This window comes from Microbacterium sp. PRF11, from assembly GCF_031844085.1.
Classification (GTDB): domain Bacteria; phylum Actinomycetota; class Actinomycetes; order Actinomycetales; family Microbacteriaceae; genus Microbacterium.
In genome coordinates, this window is the sequence record NZ_JAUZUP010000004.1 from 175,330 (window position 1) to 191,579 (window position 16,250).

Here is a 16,250-nt window from a genome sequence, read left to right on the forward strand (position 1 = left end):
GCCGCGAGGCTAACGCGCCCATCCCGGCGTCGCGCGGGACTTGCGCGCGGGGGTGTGCGGGTGAGAAGGGTCAGGATGCCGAACCGGCACCGTCCGCGTCGTCGTCGGCCTGATCGCCGTCCTCGCGTCGGCGGTGGGGGAGCGCCTTGCGCGCCACCGATCCGGTGCGTCGGCCCGCCGAGCCCACGGCGTCGGCGATTGCGGTGCGGGCGCGGCGGACGCCGTCGAGAGCCGTGTGCTCGAGGCGTTCGGAGCCGGGACGCGGTTCGAGATCGACCGGGAGGGCGACCGGAGGCGCTCCGAAGGCCCGACGCGCATTGACCAGCACGCGGCGCCCCAGGATGTGGTTCCCCGTTCCGCCCACCACCGCGCCCACGCCGAACGGGAGAGCCTTGCCGATCCACGATGCTCCGCCGCGCGTGGCGAACTGACGGACGAACGAGGTCTTCAGCCGATCCAGCAGCGGTCCGACGGCTGCGCGGGGGAGGGTCTTGGTGACCATCTCGCCCCAGTAGCCCTGCCGCGAGACGCCGCGACCGGAAGCCTGCGCGGCGAGCTGCGAGACGAGGTCCACTCCCTCTTTGCCGAGCATGAGCGCGAGCACGAGGGCGCGGGCCCGGTCGGGGTTGTCGACGACGACTCCGTGCACCTCCGCGACCGACTGCGCGTAGAGCGCGGTCGCCTCGAGGAACCCGAGCGTCTCGGCCCCGCTCAGCGCGAGCGTCACACCCGTGCCGATGCCCGGGACCACGGCGGTGGCCCCGACGGCCGCGCCTCCCGTGGTAACGGCGGCGAGGTAGCGCCGCTCGAGGATCTTCAGGATGTCGGGGACGGTGGCATCCGGATGCCGCAGACGGACGCTGCGGAGGTGGGCGAGCACGACCGGCCGCTGTACCGAGAGCACCCGGTCGAGCATGCGGATCATGCGGGGGTGCTCGTTCGAACCGACGGGCGGCAATCCGCCCTTCCATGGGGCGTCGTCGGACAGGGAATGGATGCGATGCACCTTCTCAGCCATGTGCACATCTTTTCGCGCGTGCCTGAGCGTGAGCGGAGCCTTGACGGCACAGCGGATCGGGGACGCCTGAGCGCGTGCCGCACGTGCGACTCGGCGTCCATCCCGTCGGGGAGTGTCGGAGGGGATTGGTAGTTTGGAGCGATGACTGCTTCGCTGCCCGAACCCCGGGACACGCCCTCCGAAACCGAGGGTGTCGCGGCGAGCGTCGAACCCTCGGCCGCTCCCGCCCCTCCGAAGCCGCGTGCCCCGCGGCGCCCCGCCGCGCCGCGCACGTCGTCGGCCGCGAAGGGGCGCTCGACCGCGGCGTCGAAGGCTGCGTCCTCCGAGGGTGAAGCCGGCGCCGAGGCGAGCGACAGTGCCGCCGCGCCCAAGACCACCGCGGCGAAAGCGAGCGGTGCCAAGGCGTCGGGAACCGGAGCGGCCAAGCCCGCAGCCAAGCCCCGCGCTCCGCGCACCACCGCCACGCGGTCGACGACGAGCAGCGGTACCCGCACCCCCGCGGCGAAGAAGCCCGCGACCCCGCGCACTCCCGCGGCCAAGAAGCCCACGACCCCGCGTACCCCCGCAGCGAAGAAGCCCACGACCCCGCGCACGACGGCCGCGGCGAAGAAGGCCGTGACCGACGCGGAGCGGGTGACCCCGGCCACGCCCGACGTGGTGGTGGCCCCGGCCGACACGCAGGGTGCGAAGCCCTCGACGCCGCCGGTTCCCCCGCTCGTGCTCGATGACATCGTGGTGCCGCCGCGTCCGCCGCTGCCCGGTGTGGTTCCGGCGGTCGTGTCGGATGGCGCTGACGATGCGGGTGACGCGGTTCCTGCTGGTGCGGCTGTCGCGGCCGGGGATGTCGTGGTCGATCCGACTCCCGCCGATGTGGCGGTGGAGGAGCCGGCCGTCGAGGTCGTTGACGCCGAGGCGACCGACGACGCTCCCGTCGCGGCCGAGGATGTCGCCGTGGATCCGACCCCCGCCGATGTGGCGGTGGAGGAACCCGTCGCGGAGGCGGCCGACGCGGTGACGCTGGTCGACGCGCCCGCCGACGACCGTGAGTCCGGAGCGGCGGCCGTCGCCTCCGATGCCGAGCTCGTGATCGAGACGCCCCTCGAGGAGGGCGCCGTCCAGCAGCCGGTGACCGCGACGGACCATGTAGCGGAACACGAAGACCCGACGCCGGCCGACGTCCGCGTAGACGAGCCGGCGGTCGAGAGGTCGGCCCTCACGGTGGAGGATGCCGCGCAACCTGTCGGCGACGGATCCGCGGAGGCAGTGCCCGCCGATGTCGACGTTCCGGTCGAAGACGCGCCTGTCGAGGTGGCACCCGCCGACGTCGACGTGCCGGTCGAGGACGCGCCCGTGGAGGCGGTACCCGCCGGTGTCGACGTTCCGGTGGACGACGCCGACGTGCTTGTCGAGGCGGCACCCGCCGACGCCGATCTGCTGGTCGAAGACGCGCCCGTCGAGAGTGCCTCTGCCGACGATGAGCGGGCCGAAGACGACGCGATCGCTCGCGCGGACGGTGAGCCGGTCGCTGACGTTCCCGCGGCATCGACCGGGACCGCCCCGGCCCTCACCGAGACCGCGGCCGACAGCGCGGAAGCGGTCGCCGGTCCCGCCTTCGCGGTCGAACCTGCCGTGGACGCCGCCGCCGCCCGGACCGCCGTCGACGAAGCCGTGCCCGCGCTGAGCTTGCGCGCGGTCACCAAGACCTTCGGTGACCTGCGCGCCGTCGACGCGATCGATCTCACCGTGCCGGCCGGGTCGTTCTACGGTCTCGTCGGCCCCAACGGCGCCGGCAAGACCACGACCCTGTCGATCATCGCGGGCCTGCTGCGCCCCGACGCGGGTTCGGTGACCATCAACGGCGTCGACGCGCGCAAGCGTGCTCGAGAGGCCAAGAAGCTGATCGGTGTGCTCCCCGACCGTCTGCGCACCTTCGACCGGCTCACCGGCCGACAGCTGCTGTCGTACTACGGAGCACTGCGCGGACTCCCCGGCGCCCTCGTCGAGAGCCGTATGGCCGATCTCGCCCGTGCGTTCGATCTGGTTGACGCGCTCGCCCGGCCCGTGTCCGACTACTCCGCCGGTATGACCAAGAAGGTCATGCTCGCCGGTGCGATGATCCACTCGCCGCGCATGCTCGTGCTCGACGAGCCGTTCGAGGCGGTCGACCCCGTCTCGAGCGCCGTCATCCTCGACATCCTCGGCACCTACGTCGCGCACGGCGGAACGGTGATCCTCTCGAGCCACGGTATGGAGCTCGTCGAGCGGGTGTGCTCCCGTGTCGCGGTGATCGTGTCGGGTCAGGTGCTGGCCGAGGGCACGGTCGACGAGGTCCGCGGAGAGGGCACCCTCGAGCAGCGCTTCCGCGAGCTCTCCGGTGGACTCGGCGACGTGGAGGGCCTCGAGTGGTTGCACACGTTTTCCGCCTGAGACTGGCGATGATGGTCGGCGCCCTGCGGGGCGACCGACGCGACGTCATCCGCCGCGTGATCGGCGTCGTGGTGCTCGTCGCGGCGACCGTGATCGCCGTGATCAGCGCGGCCGGGCTCGCGGATGCCGATCGCCTCACCACGGCTGTCGTCACCGTTCTCGCCGGCTCCGCGGTCACCCTCGGCTTCGTCGTCGCCCCACCCGTCACTGGGTCCGTCGATCCGCTCGACCCGCGCCGTTTCGCCGTCGTCGGGTCCGAACCCCGGCCCCTCGCCGGCACCCTGATCCTCGCGGGCTTCCTCAGCGTCCCGGTGCTGGTCGTGCTCGCGCTCGCCATCAGTCTCGCCGTCGCGTGGGGCGCCCATGGGGCCTCGATCCTCGGGAGCGTGGCATCCATCGTCCTGGGGCTGGCCACGTGCGTGCTGTTCGCGCGCGTGAGCATGGCGCTCGGCGCGCTCGTGCAGCGCCCGCCCCGGCAGTCGCGCGAACTCATGGGCGTGTACCTGGTCGCGGTGCTCGTCGTCGTCGTTCCCGTCGGGGTGTTCCTCGGCTCCCTCGAATGGCGCGGTGCCGTGCCGTCGCAGCTCGCGTCCGCGGCCGAGATCCTCGCGTGGACGCCCATCGGCGCGGCGTGGGGCATCGCGCTCGCGCCGAGCGCCGGGGCCGCCGTGGGAAGCGTCGTGGTCGCCGTCGCGACCGTCGCCGCGCTCGCCTTCGCCTGGTTCGCGCTCGTCGAGATCCTGCTCACCACCACCCGCCGCCCCGTCGCGGTGCGCGAACGCGGCGGACTCGGCTGGTTCGCGCTGCTGCCGGGTACGCCCGGGGGAGCGGTCGCCGCCCGCAGTCTGTCGTACTGGCTGCGCGACCGGCGCTACATCGTCAACGTCGTCATCGTGCCGATCGCCGCGGTCGTGTCGATCGTGCCGCTGCTCGTCGCCGGCGTCCCGCTCGAACTCGCCATCCTGCTGCCGGTGCCCATCATGGCCCTGTTCTTCGGCTGGCTGCCGCACAACGACCTGGCCTACGACTCCACCGCCCTGTGGATGCACATCGCCAGCGGCATGCGCGGTGCGCCCGACCGTATCGGTCGTCTCATTCCCGTGCTGCTCATCGGCATCCCGATCCTCGCCGTGAGCCTGCCGCTCGCGATCGTCGCGCACGGGCGATGGGCCATCTTCCCGGCGATGATCGGTGTGTGCGCGGCGCTGTTCCTCGCGGGGCTGGGGCTCTCGAGCATCTCGTCGGTCGTCGCGCCCTACGCGGTCTCGCGCCCGGGAGACAGCCCGTTCCAACAGCCTCAGCGCACCGGCTCCGGCGGGGTCGTCGCGCAGGGTCTCGTGATGGTCGGCGCGATCCTCGCGGCGCTGCCCTCGATCCTGCTGACCTGGCAGGCGATCGACGGCACCGCCATCGACTCCATGTTCGCGATGTGGGTGGGGATCGGGGCCGGACTGTTCGTGCTCGTGGTCGGTGTGGCGATCGGCGCGTTCCTGTTCGAGAGGCGCGGAACCCGCCTCATGGAATTCGCGGAAGCGACCTGATCGTCGGCCTCCCCGAGCCGTGGGCGCGGTCCGCGGCTACACTGGCTCTCCATGAGCACGCCTCTCGACAGTCCTGACAGCGGGGGTCTCGCGACCCTGGATCGTGAGCTCGAAGAGCTCATCCGCGAAGAGAACATCGAGCCCGGTGATCATGAGCGCTTCTCCCATTACGTGAAGAAGGACAAGATCCTCGAGTCCGCCCTCAGCGGCAAGCCGGTGCGCGCCCTGTGCGGCAAGAAGTGGACCCCGGGGCGCGACCCCGAGAAGTTCCCCGTCTGCCCCCAGTGCAAAGAGATCTACGAGTCCCTCGTCAACTGATCTTTCCGTCGCTGCCCCTGCCGCACCTCGCGTGAGTCGCCAGAGTTTGTCGCTTCAGGAGCACCTGAAGCGACAAATCTTGGCGACTCACGCGGTGGATTCGCGGTACTCGGTCGGCAGGGCGGGGTCGGCCTTGCTCAGCGCGAGGGCGCGCACGGGCAGCTCCTCGCGCACGCGCGCGTGGTGAGCCCGAGCGGCCTGCACCCCGTTGGAGCCGAGGGCGCCGGCATCCGCTTCTCCTCCCTGTATGAGAGTCGTCTGGAGGGCGCGGGCATCGGGGTGCTCGGCCGCGATCGACAACTCCTCGAAGCCGTCGCTGACGATGATCAGCTCGCTCGTGGCCGTTCCGGCGTCGAGGGTGCGGAACGCCGCCTTGCGGCCGCCGTGAGACGCCTTCTGCGCCGACGCTTTCGCGACGCCGACCCACGAACCGTCGGCCGCCTCGCGCGCGACGAGCTTGAAGACGAGTCCGGCGGTCGGTACGCCCGAGCCGGTGGCGACCGATGTGCCGACGCCGTAGCTGTCGACGGGTGAGGCCGCGAGCGCCGCAAGTGCGTACTCGTCGAGGTCGCTCGTGACCGTGATGCGCGTGCCCGTGGCGCCGAGCTCGTCGAGGAGCGCGCGCACCTCGCCCGCGACGATCGGCAGATCGCCCGAGTCGATGCGCACACCGCCCAGCTCGGTGCCGGCGACGCGGACCGCCGTGCGGACTCCCTCGGTGATGTCGTACGTGTCGATGAGCAGCGTCGTGCCGCTGCCGAGGGCGTCGATCTGCGAGCGGAAGGCGTCTTCCTCGGTGTCGTGCAGCAGCGTCCAGGCGTGAGCGGCCGTGCCCATCGTCGGCACGCCCCACCGGCGGCCGGCCTCGAGGTTGCTCGTCGCGGAGAACCCGGCGATGTACGCCGCGCGCGCGGCGGCGACGGCCGCGTCCTCGCTCGCCCGACGAGAGCCCATCTCGGCCAGGGGACGATCGCCCGCGGCGACGCTCATACGCGCGGCGGCGGTCGCGACGGCCGAGTCGTAGTTCAGGATGCTGAGCGCGAGCGTCTCGAGCAGGACGGCCTCGGCGAACGTGCCCTCGATGGTCAGCAGAGGCGAGCCGGGGAAGTAGATCTCCCCTTCCCGGTACCCGGTCACCGAGCCCGTGAAGCGGTAATCGGCGAGGAAGTCGAGGGTCGTGGCATCCACCACCCGGTTGTCGCGGAGATAGCGCAGCTCGTCGTCGCCGAAGCGGAAGTCGCGGATCGCCTCGAGCAGCCGCCCCGTGCCGGCGACCACGCCGAACCGACGCCCACCCGACAACCGACGCCCGAACACCTCGAACACGCAGCGGCGGTTCGCCGTGCCGTCGCGGAGCGCCGCGTCGAGCATGGTGAGTTCGTAACGGTCGGTGTGCAGGGCGGTGCTGCGGCTCATGGCGCCAGCCTATTGCGGGGGCGCGGGTCGTCCCGTGCGCCCTCGAGCTCTTGACACCCACCGAACTCCTGAGTTCTCGGGCCGCCAGTCGGGCATGGATGCCGAGGGACGGCCCGCCGTCGTGTTTCTCACGAGTTCGGCGCGGGCCACTCGGGTCCCGGGTCAACGCGCGCCGGGCCCTGCCCGCGCCGCCGCCCCGCCCGCTGCGTCCGCACCTCCGCCCTGGCCCGCGGAACTCCTGAGTTTTGAGCCGAGCCGCCCCCAGGTGGCCCGAAAGGCAACGCTATGCGTCATTTCTCCGGAGTCCGGCAACCCCTCTACCGGGGACCCGACCGTCCCGGCGCCGCCCGTTAGGCTGGACCCCTATGGACGACGCGCCGATCGGGATCTTCGACTCAGGGGTCGGCGGACTCACCGTCGCACGGGCCGTCTCCCGGCAGCTCCCGCGAGAGTCGATCCTCTACATCGGCGACACCGCTCGCTCGCCCTACGGCCCGAAGCCCATCGCCGACGTCCGCAAGTACTCGCTCGAGGTGCTCGACACCCTCGTCGAGCAGGGCGTCAAGATGCTCGTGATCGCGTGCAACACCGCCTCCGCGGCGATGCTGCGCGATGCGCGCGAGCGCTACGACGTGCCCGTCGTCGAGGTCATCGGCCCCGCCGTGCGCACCGCCATGTCGACCACCCGCAACGGCCGCATCGGCGTGATCGGCACGGTCGGCACGATCGGCTCGCGCGCCTATCAGGACATGCTCGAGGTCAACGAGCGCCTCACGGTCTTCGCCGAGGCGTGCCCGCGCTTCGTCGAGTTCGTCGAGGCCGGCGTCACCGACTCGCCCGAGGTGCTCGCCACCGCGGAGCAGTACCTCGCACCGCTGCGGCACGCCGGCGTCGACACGCTCGTGCTCGGCTGCACGCACTACCCGTTCCTCGAGGGCGCGATCAGCTATGTGATGGGCCCCGACGTCAGCCTCGTCTCGAGCGACAGCGAGACCGCGAAAGACGTCTACCGTCAGCTCGTCTCGCGTGACCTGCTGGCGGGACCGGATGCCACGCCCAGGCACCGCTACGAAGCCACGGGCTCGTCGGCCGACGACTTTCTCCACCTGGCGCACCGGCTCATGGGCCGCGAGGTGCGCGACGTGCAGCTGGTGCAGACCGGCGCCATCGACCTGCCGCGCTGAGTCGCGGCATCCATTCGTCCGAGGAGGACACATGACCCGCAAAGACGGTCGCACCAACGACCAGCTCCGTCCCGTGACCATCGAGCGCGGATGGTCGGCGCACGCCGAAGGCTCGGCGCTCATCACGTTCGGCGGCACGAAGGTGCTGTGCACCGCCTCGTTCACCAACGGTGTTCCGCGCTGGCTGACGGGCAAGGGCAAGGGATGGGTCACGGCGGAGTACGCGATGCTGCCGCGCGCGACGAACAGCCGCAACGACCGCGAGAGCATCAAGGGCAAGGTCGGCGGCCGCACGCACGAGATCTCCCGGCTCATCGGCCGCGCGCTTCGCGCTGTCGTCGACACCAAGGCGCTGGGCGAGAACACGATCGTCATCGACTGCGACGTGCTGCAGGCCGACGGCGGCACCCGCACCGCGGCGATCACGGGCGCCTACGTCGCTCTCGCGGATGCCATCGCCTGGGGCCGCGAGAAGAAGTTCATCGGTCAGCGGGCCGAGGTGCTGCGCGACTCGGTCGCTGCGGTGTCGGTGGGCATCATCGACGGCGAGCCGATGCTCGACCTCGCCTACGTCGAGGACGTGCGCGCCGAGACCGACATGAACGTCGTCGTCACCGGCCGTGGCCTGTTCGTGGAGGTGCAGGGCACCGCCGAGGGCGCTCCGTTCGACAAGAGCGAGCTCGACCGTCTGCTCGAGCTGGGCGTGAACGGCTGCGCCGAGCTGCGCGGCATCCAGACGACGGCCCTCGAGGGCTGAGATGGCCCGCGTCGTCCTGGCCACGCACAACCCGCACAAGGTCGAGGAGTTCCAGGCGATCGTCGCTGCGGTTCGCCCCGACCTCGAGGTCGTCGCATACGACGGCCCGGAGCCCGTCGAGGACGGGGTGACGTTCGCCGCGAACGCCCTCATCAAGGCGCGCGCGGCCGCGGCGCATACCGGCCTGCCGGCGCTCGCCGACGATTCGGGCGTGGCCGTCGACGTGCTCGGCGGCTCGCCCGGAGTGTTCTCGGCGTATTGGGCCGGACACAAGAAGGACGCCACAGCGAACCTCGAGCTGCTGCTCGACCAGCTCTCCGACGTCGCCAACCCGCACCGCACGGCGCAGTTCGTCTCGGTGATCGCGCTCGTGCGTCCCGACGGAACCGAGGACACCGTCGAGGGACGATGGCCCGGACGCCTCGCGACCGCCCCCGCCGGCCCCGGCGGCTTCGGCTACGACCCGATCTTCGTCCCTGACGGACAGGTCGCGGGCAAGGAGCGCACGGTGGGGGAGTGGACGGCCGCAGAGAAGAACGCCGAGTCCCACCGGGCGCGGGCGTTCGAGTTGCTGACGCCGTTGCTGTCCGCGCTCTGAGCTCGCGCGGGCTGTCGGCTCATTCCTGTCGGAAGTTCCGACGAGCGCACCGAGACCGACACCCGTTCTCATTCCCGACTGCGCCCAACACCCGCACCTGACCCTGTGCCCGGCCTAGCCTGGAGCTATGCACGATCACGCGCCGGCGGGCGGCATCCGGGATGCCAGCAACAGACGCCTGCTCGCGACCGCTCTCGCGCTGACCGCGACCGTGATGGTCGTGCAGATCGTCGGCGCGGTGTTGTCGGGATCGCTCGCCCTGCTCGCCGATGCGGCCCACATGTTCACCGACACCGCCGCTCTCGTCGTCGCGCTCGTCGCGACAGCGATCGCGGCGCGCCCCGCCGACGATCGCCGGACGTTCGGATACCAGCGCGCCGAAGTCCTCGGGGCGCTCGCGAACGGCGTCATCCTGATCGTGCTGTGCGCGTGGGTGGGGATCGAAGCCGTTCAGCGTCTGCTCGCGCCGGCGGAGGCCGAGGTGCAGGGCGGGTTGATGCTGACGGTCGCGATCATCGGAATGGTCGCGAACGCGATCTCGATGTGGCTGCTCGGACGCGCTCAGAAGCGCAGCATCAACGTCCGCGGCGCGTACCTGGAGGTTCTGGGCGATCTCGTCGGATCGGTCGCGGTCATCGTCGCGGCGATCGTGATCGTCACGACCGGGTTCGCGCAGGCGGATGCCATCGCCTCGCTGTTCATCGCCGTACTCATCGTGCCGCGGGCGATCGGTCTGCTGCGCGAGGTGGTCGTGGTGCTGACGGAGTCCGCGCCGGTCGGGGTGCACGTCTCCGAGATCCGGGACCACATCCGCGGGGCTGACGGCGTGGTCGACGTCCACGACGTGCACGTCTGGCAGCTCACGCGCGGGGCCCCGGTCTTCAGCGCTCACGTCATCGTCGACGACGCGGCCTTCGCGGACGGCCGGGCCGCCGGCATCCTTTCGTCTCTTCAGGAGTGCTTGAGCGATCACTTCGACGTCGAGCACTCGACCTTCCAGCTCGAACCGGCGGGCCACGTGGAGCACGACTCGCGTCACGCGTGAACTGCGTCGCGGTCCGACCATCTTCGGAAGACCTCTGCGCCCGGTAGCCGGGTGAAGACACGCGCGCCTTCGCCGCTCCGGAGGTGAATCTCCGGGTGGTCTTGTCGTCTCGAACCCCTGGATTCCCGCGTCCAACGCATTTTGCACCGCGTCGCGAACGCAATCCTGTCGTGTGCCTTCACCTCAATTTTCCGCGTCCGTCGCGGTCCTCCTCGGCCTCGTCGGAGCGCTGACGCTGTCACCGGTCGCTGTCCTCGCTTCAGGTGCGATCGGCTCCGTCAGGACTCCGATTCGTCACGCGCGGAGGCATGCACGATGAAGTTAGGGGAGATCGTCTCCTGGAGGGAACAGCCAACAACGCTGGCCGACATCATGGGGTCTTGGACCGCCCACGTTCTTCAGATGGCGGCGGACATGAGAAAGTATCCGTCCGAAGTTGTCGGGGACTTCGGTTACGACGATTACATCGGCGCTCTCTTCGCTCGGAATCATCTGCGTCGCGCAATGGACGAGTTGTCCGTGACACGGCTCGACGTTGAATGGCACTTCGCTCAAACGGCTGATGAGTACTTTCGGTCCCTGACCCGTGATGATCCGGGTGGTGTTGTCATCGAGTCTGAGCCATTGTTCGCTGAGCATCAGCACGACGAATCCTTTTGGTGGCTTCGACGCATTCCCCATACTGGGGCTCTCGGATACGAGGTTGCGAGAGTGGCTCGCGCGAGGGCTGGTCTCGTGTACTGAGTGGGGATCGAATCCGTTTTCAGGCGAGCGCTCGTGACCCACGCGCCAGCGCCTCGCCCACTTGAGCGCCTCCGGCGGTTGCTCCCTGCCGGGAAAGGTTCGTTCAGATTTAGGGCGTTCTCAGATAACCGGAGGTGGAGAACATGTCGAAGTTCGACCAATTTGTCGACTGGCACGATGAGAGGGTCACACTCGGATCTGTGATCGGTCTGTGGTCCGCGCAAGTTGTGAATATGTCCGCGGACATAAGGAACTTCCCTGCCGAGATGGTGGGCAATTTCGGTTATGACGACTTCATCGACGCGTTATTCACACGCACCTTTCTCGAAAAGGCGGCGCTGGAAACAAAGATTACGGAAAGCGACCATGAGCACTACGTCATCAAGGCTTCTGACGAGCTGTTCAGTAGCCTGACGCGTGATGATCCGGGTTTCGCCGTGATCGACTCCGAGCCCCTGTTGGAGAAGTACCGAGCGGATCCTCAATACTGGTGGACACGTCGAATCCCGGCCGGCGGTGCGCTCGGGTTCGAGGTCTGTCGGATGGCTCGGGCGGTCCGCGGCTTGAAGTACTAGGTGTGAAGAACCGAGCGTCTGGTCCGTCCTGGGATGAGGCTCGAATGGACCGTGAACGACGACTCACGCGTCGCGCGCGCTCGCTGGGCGACAACTGGCAAGCTGGTCGGAGCTCGAGACGCTCAGCGGTCAGTCCTCGCGAACCACCTCGCCCGGATGCTTGTCGGGCCGCAGGCCGCGCCACCGCGCCTGGCGCAGGATGCCGCCCGGGGTGAACTCCGCGAACTCGACCTCGCCGACGAGTTCGGGGCGCACCCAGAGGGCGTCGCGGGCGTCCTCGCGCGGTACGCCGATGAACGGGTCCGTGTCGACACGCAGTGGCTCGAGCAGCGCGGTGAGTCGCGCGAGGGTCTGCTCGCCGAATCCGGAACCGACCCGACCGGCATACTGCAGCCCCTCGGCGGTGGGCACGCCCACGAGCAGCGAGCCGATCGTCCCCGAGCGGTTGCCCTTACCCGGCCGGATGCCGCCGATCACCACCTCCTGGGTGCGGGAGTGCTTCACCTTCAGCCACTGCTCCGACCGCACGCCACGACGGTAGATCGAGGCCGGGTCTTTCACCACGACCCCTTCGAGGCCGAACCGGCCGCTCGTGGCGACCGCGGCATCCACGTCGTCGAAGACCGGCGGGACGACGACCGGGGCGCCGGCGTCCGCGGCGAGTCGCTCCAGGATCTCGCGACGTTCCTGGAGGGGGAGGGATGCCACGTCTCGCCCCTCCGCACTGAGCACGTCGAACAGGTAGAGCTGCACCGGGGTGCGCTTCGCCTCCCGCTCGATCTCGCGAGGCTGCGCCAGATTCATGCGCTTCTGCAGTAGGGGGAAGCTCGGGCGGCCCTGATCGTCGAGCGCGACGATCTCGCCGTCGAACACAGCCGGAGCGGGGCCGAGCTCGAGGTCGGCGGCGGTCAGCTCCGGGTAGGCGGCGGTGAGGTCGTTGCCGTTGCGGGAGCGCAGGCGTAGTCGCTCCCCGTCCCACAGGCCGATGCCGCGGATGCCGTCCCACTTCATCTCCACCCACGCCCGGCCCCAGCGCTCCGCGGCGGCGCGCGCCAGCCCCGGGGTCGCGGAGGTGGCGAGCATGGGCCGCAACTCCGCCGCGGTCGGCGAGGCGGGGGAGGCGGTCCCAGGTGTCGCGCCGGTGTCGCTGGGCGTCGCCGCGCCATCGGCCGCCGGCGCTGCGGCGCCGCCCGGCTGCTGCGCCACCGCGGCGCCGTCCGCCCGCGGCACCACGGCGGCGCCGTCGTGCTGCGGTGCGCCGGTGGCATCCGTCTTCATCCGGTGCAGCAGCCACTGCGACTTCTCGCCCGATCCCTGCGTGCGGATGAGGGCGAGGCGCACGCGTCCGAGCGGGCCGTCGGGGCGCCCCTCGAAGGTGGCGATCACCTCGTCGTCGCGCCACTTCTCGAGCTCGTAGGTGCCCGTGTCCCAGACCGTCATCGACCCCGCACCGTACTCGCCGCGGGGAATCTCTCCGGCGAAGTCCAGGTACTGCATCGGATGATCCTCGGTCTGCACGGCGAGGCTGTTCTTCGCGGTCGTCGAGGGCACGCCCTTCGGCACGGCCCAGCTGGCGAGCACGCCGTGGTGTTCGAGCCGCAGATCCCAGTGCAGGCGCGTCGCGTGATGCTCCTGGATGACGAAGCGCGGCAGCCCGTCGGGAGCGGGATCGCCGTGCGGGGCGTCGGGCACGGGCTCGGGCGTCTTCCCGGCGGTGCGCTTGGAGATGTACGACCGCAGGGGTCCGCTGTCGCGCTCCACCGGCGCGAGCGGGTCATCGGGACGCTCCAGGACCTCGCTGAACAACAGGTGACGCAGGTCGGGATCGTCGAGCTCGGCCCAGGTGCGCGGCGCGGCGACGGTGGGGTGCGCGCGCCCCCGGAGCGAATACGGCGCGATGGTCGTCTTGGAGCCGTTGTTCTGGCTCCAGTCGATGAACACCTTGCCGGGGCGGGCGGCCTTGGCCATCTGACTGACGACGAGGTCAGGATGGTCGGCCTCGATGGCGCGGGCGAGCTCCTTCGCGACGGCGCTGACCGCATCGCTCGACTGCGAGCCGTCGAGGTGCGCGTAGAGGTGGATCCCCTTGCTGCCGCTGGTGACCGGCAGCGGCTCGAGGCCGATGTCGGTGAGGATGGCGCGCGCCCACCGGGCGACCTCGGCGCACTCGGCGAGACCCACTCCCGGGCCCGGGTCGAGGTCGAGCACGATCCGGTCGGGGTTCCGCCTGGTCCCTGCGGCATCGAACCGCCACTGCGGCACGTGCAATTCGAGGCTCGCGACCTGCGCGAGATAGACGAGGGTGGGCAGGTCGTCGACGAGCGGGTAGTCCTTCGCCCCGGAGGAGTGGTCGATGGGGAACCGCCGCACCCACGCGGGGGCGCCGGGCTCGAGGGCCTTCGCGAAGAACGCGTCGACGGGATCGGCCTCGGTGCCGACGCCGTCGGGCCAGCGCTTACGGGTGACCGGACGGTCGCGCACGTGGGGCAGAAGCAGCGGGGCGATCCGCGAGTAGTAGTCGATGATCTCGCCCTTGGTGGTCCCCGTCTCGGGGTACAGCACCTTGTCGAGGTTCGACAGGCGCAGCCGGCGGCCGTCGATGCGCACCGTCTGCTCCGCCATCGCCCCAGCGTAGGGCGGGTGAGGTCCCGGATGCCGAGGGGGTTGCGGTCCGGCGGCGGCCGCGGAACTCCTGTCTTCCGGCGCCGGAGAGCAGAAAATCACCGCCGTGTGGCCGGGCTGACGCATTTCTCCGGAGTTCGGCGAGGGGCTGCGGGCCGACGGCGGCGCCCGGGAGCGCAGACGAGGCGCGGCGTTAGGCGCGAGTTCGGCGGAGGTGCGGCGCAAGGGTCTCGGCATCCGCCCCGCTTTCGGTGTTCACTGTCACCATGCGATCGATCTGGAAGGGCGCCCTGACCTTCGGCCTCGTCAACGTGCCCGTGAAGGTGTACTCGGCCACCGAGGACCACGACGTCTCGCTGCACCAGGTGCACAACAAGGACGGCGGGCGCATCCGTTATCAGCGCATCTGCGAGATCGATGGCGAGGTGGTGCCCTACCCCGACATCGACAAGGCCTACGACGACGGCGAGCAGACGGTCGTGCTGACCAAGGACGACCTCGCGTCGCTGCCGAGCGAGCGCAGCCGCGAGATCGAGGTGGTCGAGTTCGTGCCGAGCGACCAGGTCGACCTGTTGACGCTCGACAAGGCGTACTACCTCGAGCCGGATTCATCGTCGCCGAAGGCGTACGTGCTGCTGCGCAAGACGCTCGAGCAGACCGACCGTACCGCGATCGTGCGGTTCTCGCTGCGGCAGAAGACCCGCCTCGCGGCCCTTCGCGTGCGCGGCGACGTACTCGTCCTGCAGACGCTGCTCTGGGCCGACGAGGTCCGGGAAGCGGCGTTCCCGTCGCTCGACGAGAACGTTCGCATCTCCGCCAAGGAGCTCGAGATGTCGGCATCCCTCGTCGACAGCTTCTCGAAGGACTTCGACCCCGAGGAGTTCACCGACGAGTACCAGGCCGAGCTGCGCACCCTCATCGACGCGAAGCTCGAGCAGGGCGACGCCCTCGACACGGATGCCACCTTCGGCAAGGCCGAAGACGAGGACGGCGGTGAGGTCATCGACCTGATGGAGGCCCTGCGCGCGAGCGTCGAGCGCAGCCGCGCGGCGCGCGCGGAGAAGACGGAGGACGCCCCGAAGAAGAAGGCGCCCGCGAAGAAGAAGACGTCGAAGGCGTCTTAGCGGGTCGGCTGGTCGCCGTCCTCGAGGGTCTTCGGGTCGAGGGTGAGCGACTCGGCCTCGGCGGGAGTGACGGCGCCCTCGCGCTTGGCGGCGGCGCGCTCACGGAAGTAGTGGATCGCGATGAACAGCGCGGTGCCGGCGACGGCGGCGAGCAGGATCACGTCGATGTACTCGGTGACGATGTCGCGGATGAAGGGGATGTACCCAACCGCGTAGCCGAGCATCGTCAGGCCGATGCCCCAGATGATCGCGCCGATGAGGTTGTAGAGCGAGTACTTCTTCCACGGCATGTGGCCGACGCCGGCGGCGATGGGCGCGAAGGTGCGCACCACCGGCACGAAGCGGGCGAGAATCACCGTCAGGCCGCCGAAACGCTCGAAGAAAGCGTTGGTGCGCTCGACGTTCTTTTTGCTGAAGAGGCCCGATTCTTTGCGCTCGAAGATCGAGGGACCGGCCTTGTGGCCGATGAAGTAGCCGACCTCGCCGCCGATGAAGGCCGCGACACCGATCGCGAGGGCCACCCACCAGGCGTTGAGACCGAAGACGCCGTTCGGGGCCGCGGGGGTGGAGTGCGACAGCAGACCCGCCATGATGAGCAGGGTGTCGCCCGGCAGGAGGAAACCGATCAACAGGCCCGTCTCGGCGAAGATGATGAAGCACACGACCAGCAGGGCCCACGGCTGCGAGTTGGTGATGATGGTCGCCGGGTCGAGCCACGGAAGCAGTGCGGCAGTGGTGTGGATCACATCGGTCCCGTCGGGTCGGAGAAACGGTGCTGGGTACAGCAGCTGACGTGCGGAAGGGGGGACTTGAACCCCCACGCCCGAAGGCACAGGAACCTAAATCCTGCGTGTCTGCCGATTTCACCACTCCCGCGAGTG

Annotated in this window: 14 protein-coding genes and 1 tRNA gene; 9 read left to right on the top strand and 6 right to left on the bottom strand. The window is 70.0% G+C overall.

Annotated features, from left to right (window positions below; genetic code table 11):
• Positions 1-70 precede the first annotated feature (70 nt).
• Complete coding sequence (locus Q9R20_RS12215) at positions 71-1,018, bottom strand: hypothetical protein (RefSeq protein ID WP_311249595.1); 948 nt, start codon at positions 1,016-1,018, stop codon at positions 71-73.
• A 141-nt stretch (positions 1,019-1,159) separates the two neighbouring features.
• On the opposite strand from Q9R20_RS12215, the gene Q9R20_RS12220 reads away from it, so the two are divergent.
• Genes Q9R20_RS12220 through Q9R20_RS12230 form a run of 3 tightly spaced genes read left to right on the top strand, consistent with a single transcriptional unit; the run spans position 1,160 to position 5,304 of the window.
• Entirely contained in the window at positions 1,160-3,445 is a 2,286-nt protein-coding gene (locus Q9R20_RS12220; RefSeq protein ID WP_311249596.1) for an ATP-binding cassette domain-containing protein, read from the top strand.
• A gap of 11 nt (positions 3,446-3,456) precedes the next feature.
• Entirely contained in the window at positions 3,457-4,986 is a 1,530-nt protein-coding gene (locus tag Q9R20_RS12225) for a hypothetical protein (RefSeq protein WP_311249597.1), read from the top strand.
• 51 nt (positions 4,987-5,037) lie between these two features.
• Positions 5,038-5,304, top strand: a complete 267-nt coding sequence (locus Q9R20_RS12230) for a DUF3039 domain-containing protein (protein WP_144785396.1) — start codon at positions 5,038-5,040, stop codon at positions 5,302-5,304.
• A gap of 87 nt (positions 5,305-5,391) precedes the next feature.
• Here the strand turns inward: Q9R20_RS12230 and Q9R20_RS12235 are convergent, their stop codons facing one another.
• Entirely contained in the window at positions 5,392-6,720 is a 1,329-nt protein-coding gene (locus Q9R20_RS12235) for a nicotinate phosphoribosyltransferase (RefSeq protein WP_311249598.1), read from the bottom strand.
• A gap of 365 nt (positions 6,721-7,085) precedes the next feature.
• On the opposite strand from Q9R20_RS12235, the gene murI reads away from it, so the two are divergent.
• The 4 genes from murI (at position 7,086) to Q9R20_RS12255 (ending at position 10,304) form a co-directional block, all read left to right on the top strand.
• Positions 7,086-7,904: a glutamate racemase gene (gene murI, locus Q9R20_RS12240; RefSeq protein ID WP_295835709.1), complete on the top strand. Its 819-nt coding sequence runs from the start codon at positions 7,086-7,088 to the stop codon at positions 7,902-7,904.
• Positions 7,905-7,935: 31 nt separating this feature from the next.
• Positions 7,936-8,661, top strand: coding sequence for a ribonuclease PH (gene rph / locus Q9R20_RS12245; RefSeq protein WP_311249599.1), 726 nt, complete (start codon positions 7,936-7,938; stop codon positions 8,659-8,661).
• 1 nt (position 8,662) lies between these two features.
• On the top strand, positions 8,663-9,259 hold the full coding sequence (gene rdgB / locus Q9R20_RS12250; protein WP_311249600.1) for an RdgB/HAM1 family non-canonical purine NTP pyrophosphatase: 597 nt from the start codon (positions 8,663-8,665) through the stop codon (positions 9,257-9,259).
• A 127-nt stretch (positions 9,260-9,386) separates the two neighbouring features.
• Positions 9,387-10,304 (top strand): cation diffusion facilitator family transporter, encoded by a 918-nt coding sequence (locus tag Q9R20_RS12255; protein ID WP_311249601.1) that lies wholly within the window; start codon positions 9,387-9,389, stop codon positions 10,302-10,304.
• 321 nt (positions 10,305-10,625) lie between these two features.
• Here Q9R20_RS12255 and Q9R20_RS12260 read toward each other — a convergent pair whose 3' ends face one another.
• Positions 10,626-10,949 carry a hypothetical protein gene (locus tag Q9R20_RS12260; protein WP_311249602.1) on the bottom strand — a complete coding sequence of 108 codons (324 nt, stop codon included), beginning with the start codon at positions 10,947-10,949 and terminating at the stop codon, positions 10,626-10,628.
• 242 nt (positions 10,950-11,191) lie between these two features.
• Between Q9R20_RS12260 and Q9R20_RS12265 the strand changes: the two genes are divergently transcribed.
• Positions 11,192-11,623: a hypothetical protein gene (locus Q9R20_RS12265; protein WP_311249603.1), complete on the top strand. Its 432-nt coding sequence runs from the start codon at positions 11,192-11,194 to the stop codon at positions 11,621-11,623.
• A gap of 129 nt (positions 11,624-11,752) precedes the next feature.
• Here the strand turns inward: Q9R20_RS12265 and Q9R20_RS12270 are convergent, their stop codons facing one another.
• On the bottom strand, positions 11,753-14,245 hold the full coding sequence (locus tag Q9R20_RS12270; RefSeq protein ID WP_311249604.1) for an ATP-dependent DNA ligase: 2,493 nt from the start codon (positions 14,243-14,245) through the stop codon (positions 11,753-11,755).
• A gap of 266 nt (positions 14,246-14,511) precedes the next feature.
• Here Q9R20_RS12270 and Q9R20_RS12275 point away from each other — a divergent pair, with 266 nt between their 5' ends.
• A complete protein-coding gene (locus Q9R20_RS12275; protein WP_311249605.1) occupies positions 14,512-15,369 on the top strand; it encodes a Ku protein in 858 nt (285 codons plus the stop codon).
• On the opposite strand, the gene Q9R20_RS12280 is transcribed toward Q9R20_RS12275, so the two are convergent.
• Both Q9R20_RS12280 and Q9R20_RS12285 read right to left on the bottom strand, forming a co-directional pair.
• The gene (locus Q9R20_RS12280) at positions 15,366-16,115 is read right to left on the bottom strand and encodes a DedA family protein (RefSeq protein WP_311249606.1); all 750 of its coding nucleotides are present in this window, start codon (positions 16,113-16,115) and stop codon (positions 15,366-15,368) included. The genes Q9R20_RS12275 and Q9R20_RS12280 overlap by 4 nt on opposite strands.
• A gap of 48 nt (positions 16,116-16,163) precedes the next feature.
• Positions 16,164-16,245: transfer RNA gene (locus Q9R20_RS12285), tRNA-Leu, on the bottom strand.
• Between the last annotated feature and the right edge of the window lie 5 nt (positions 16,246-16,250).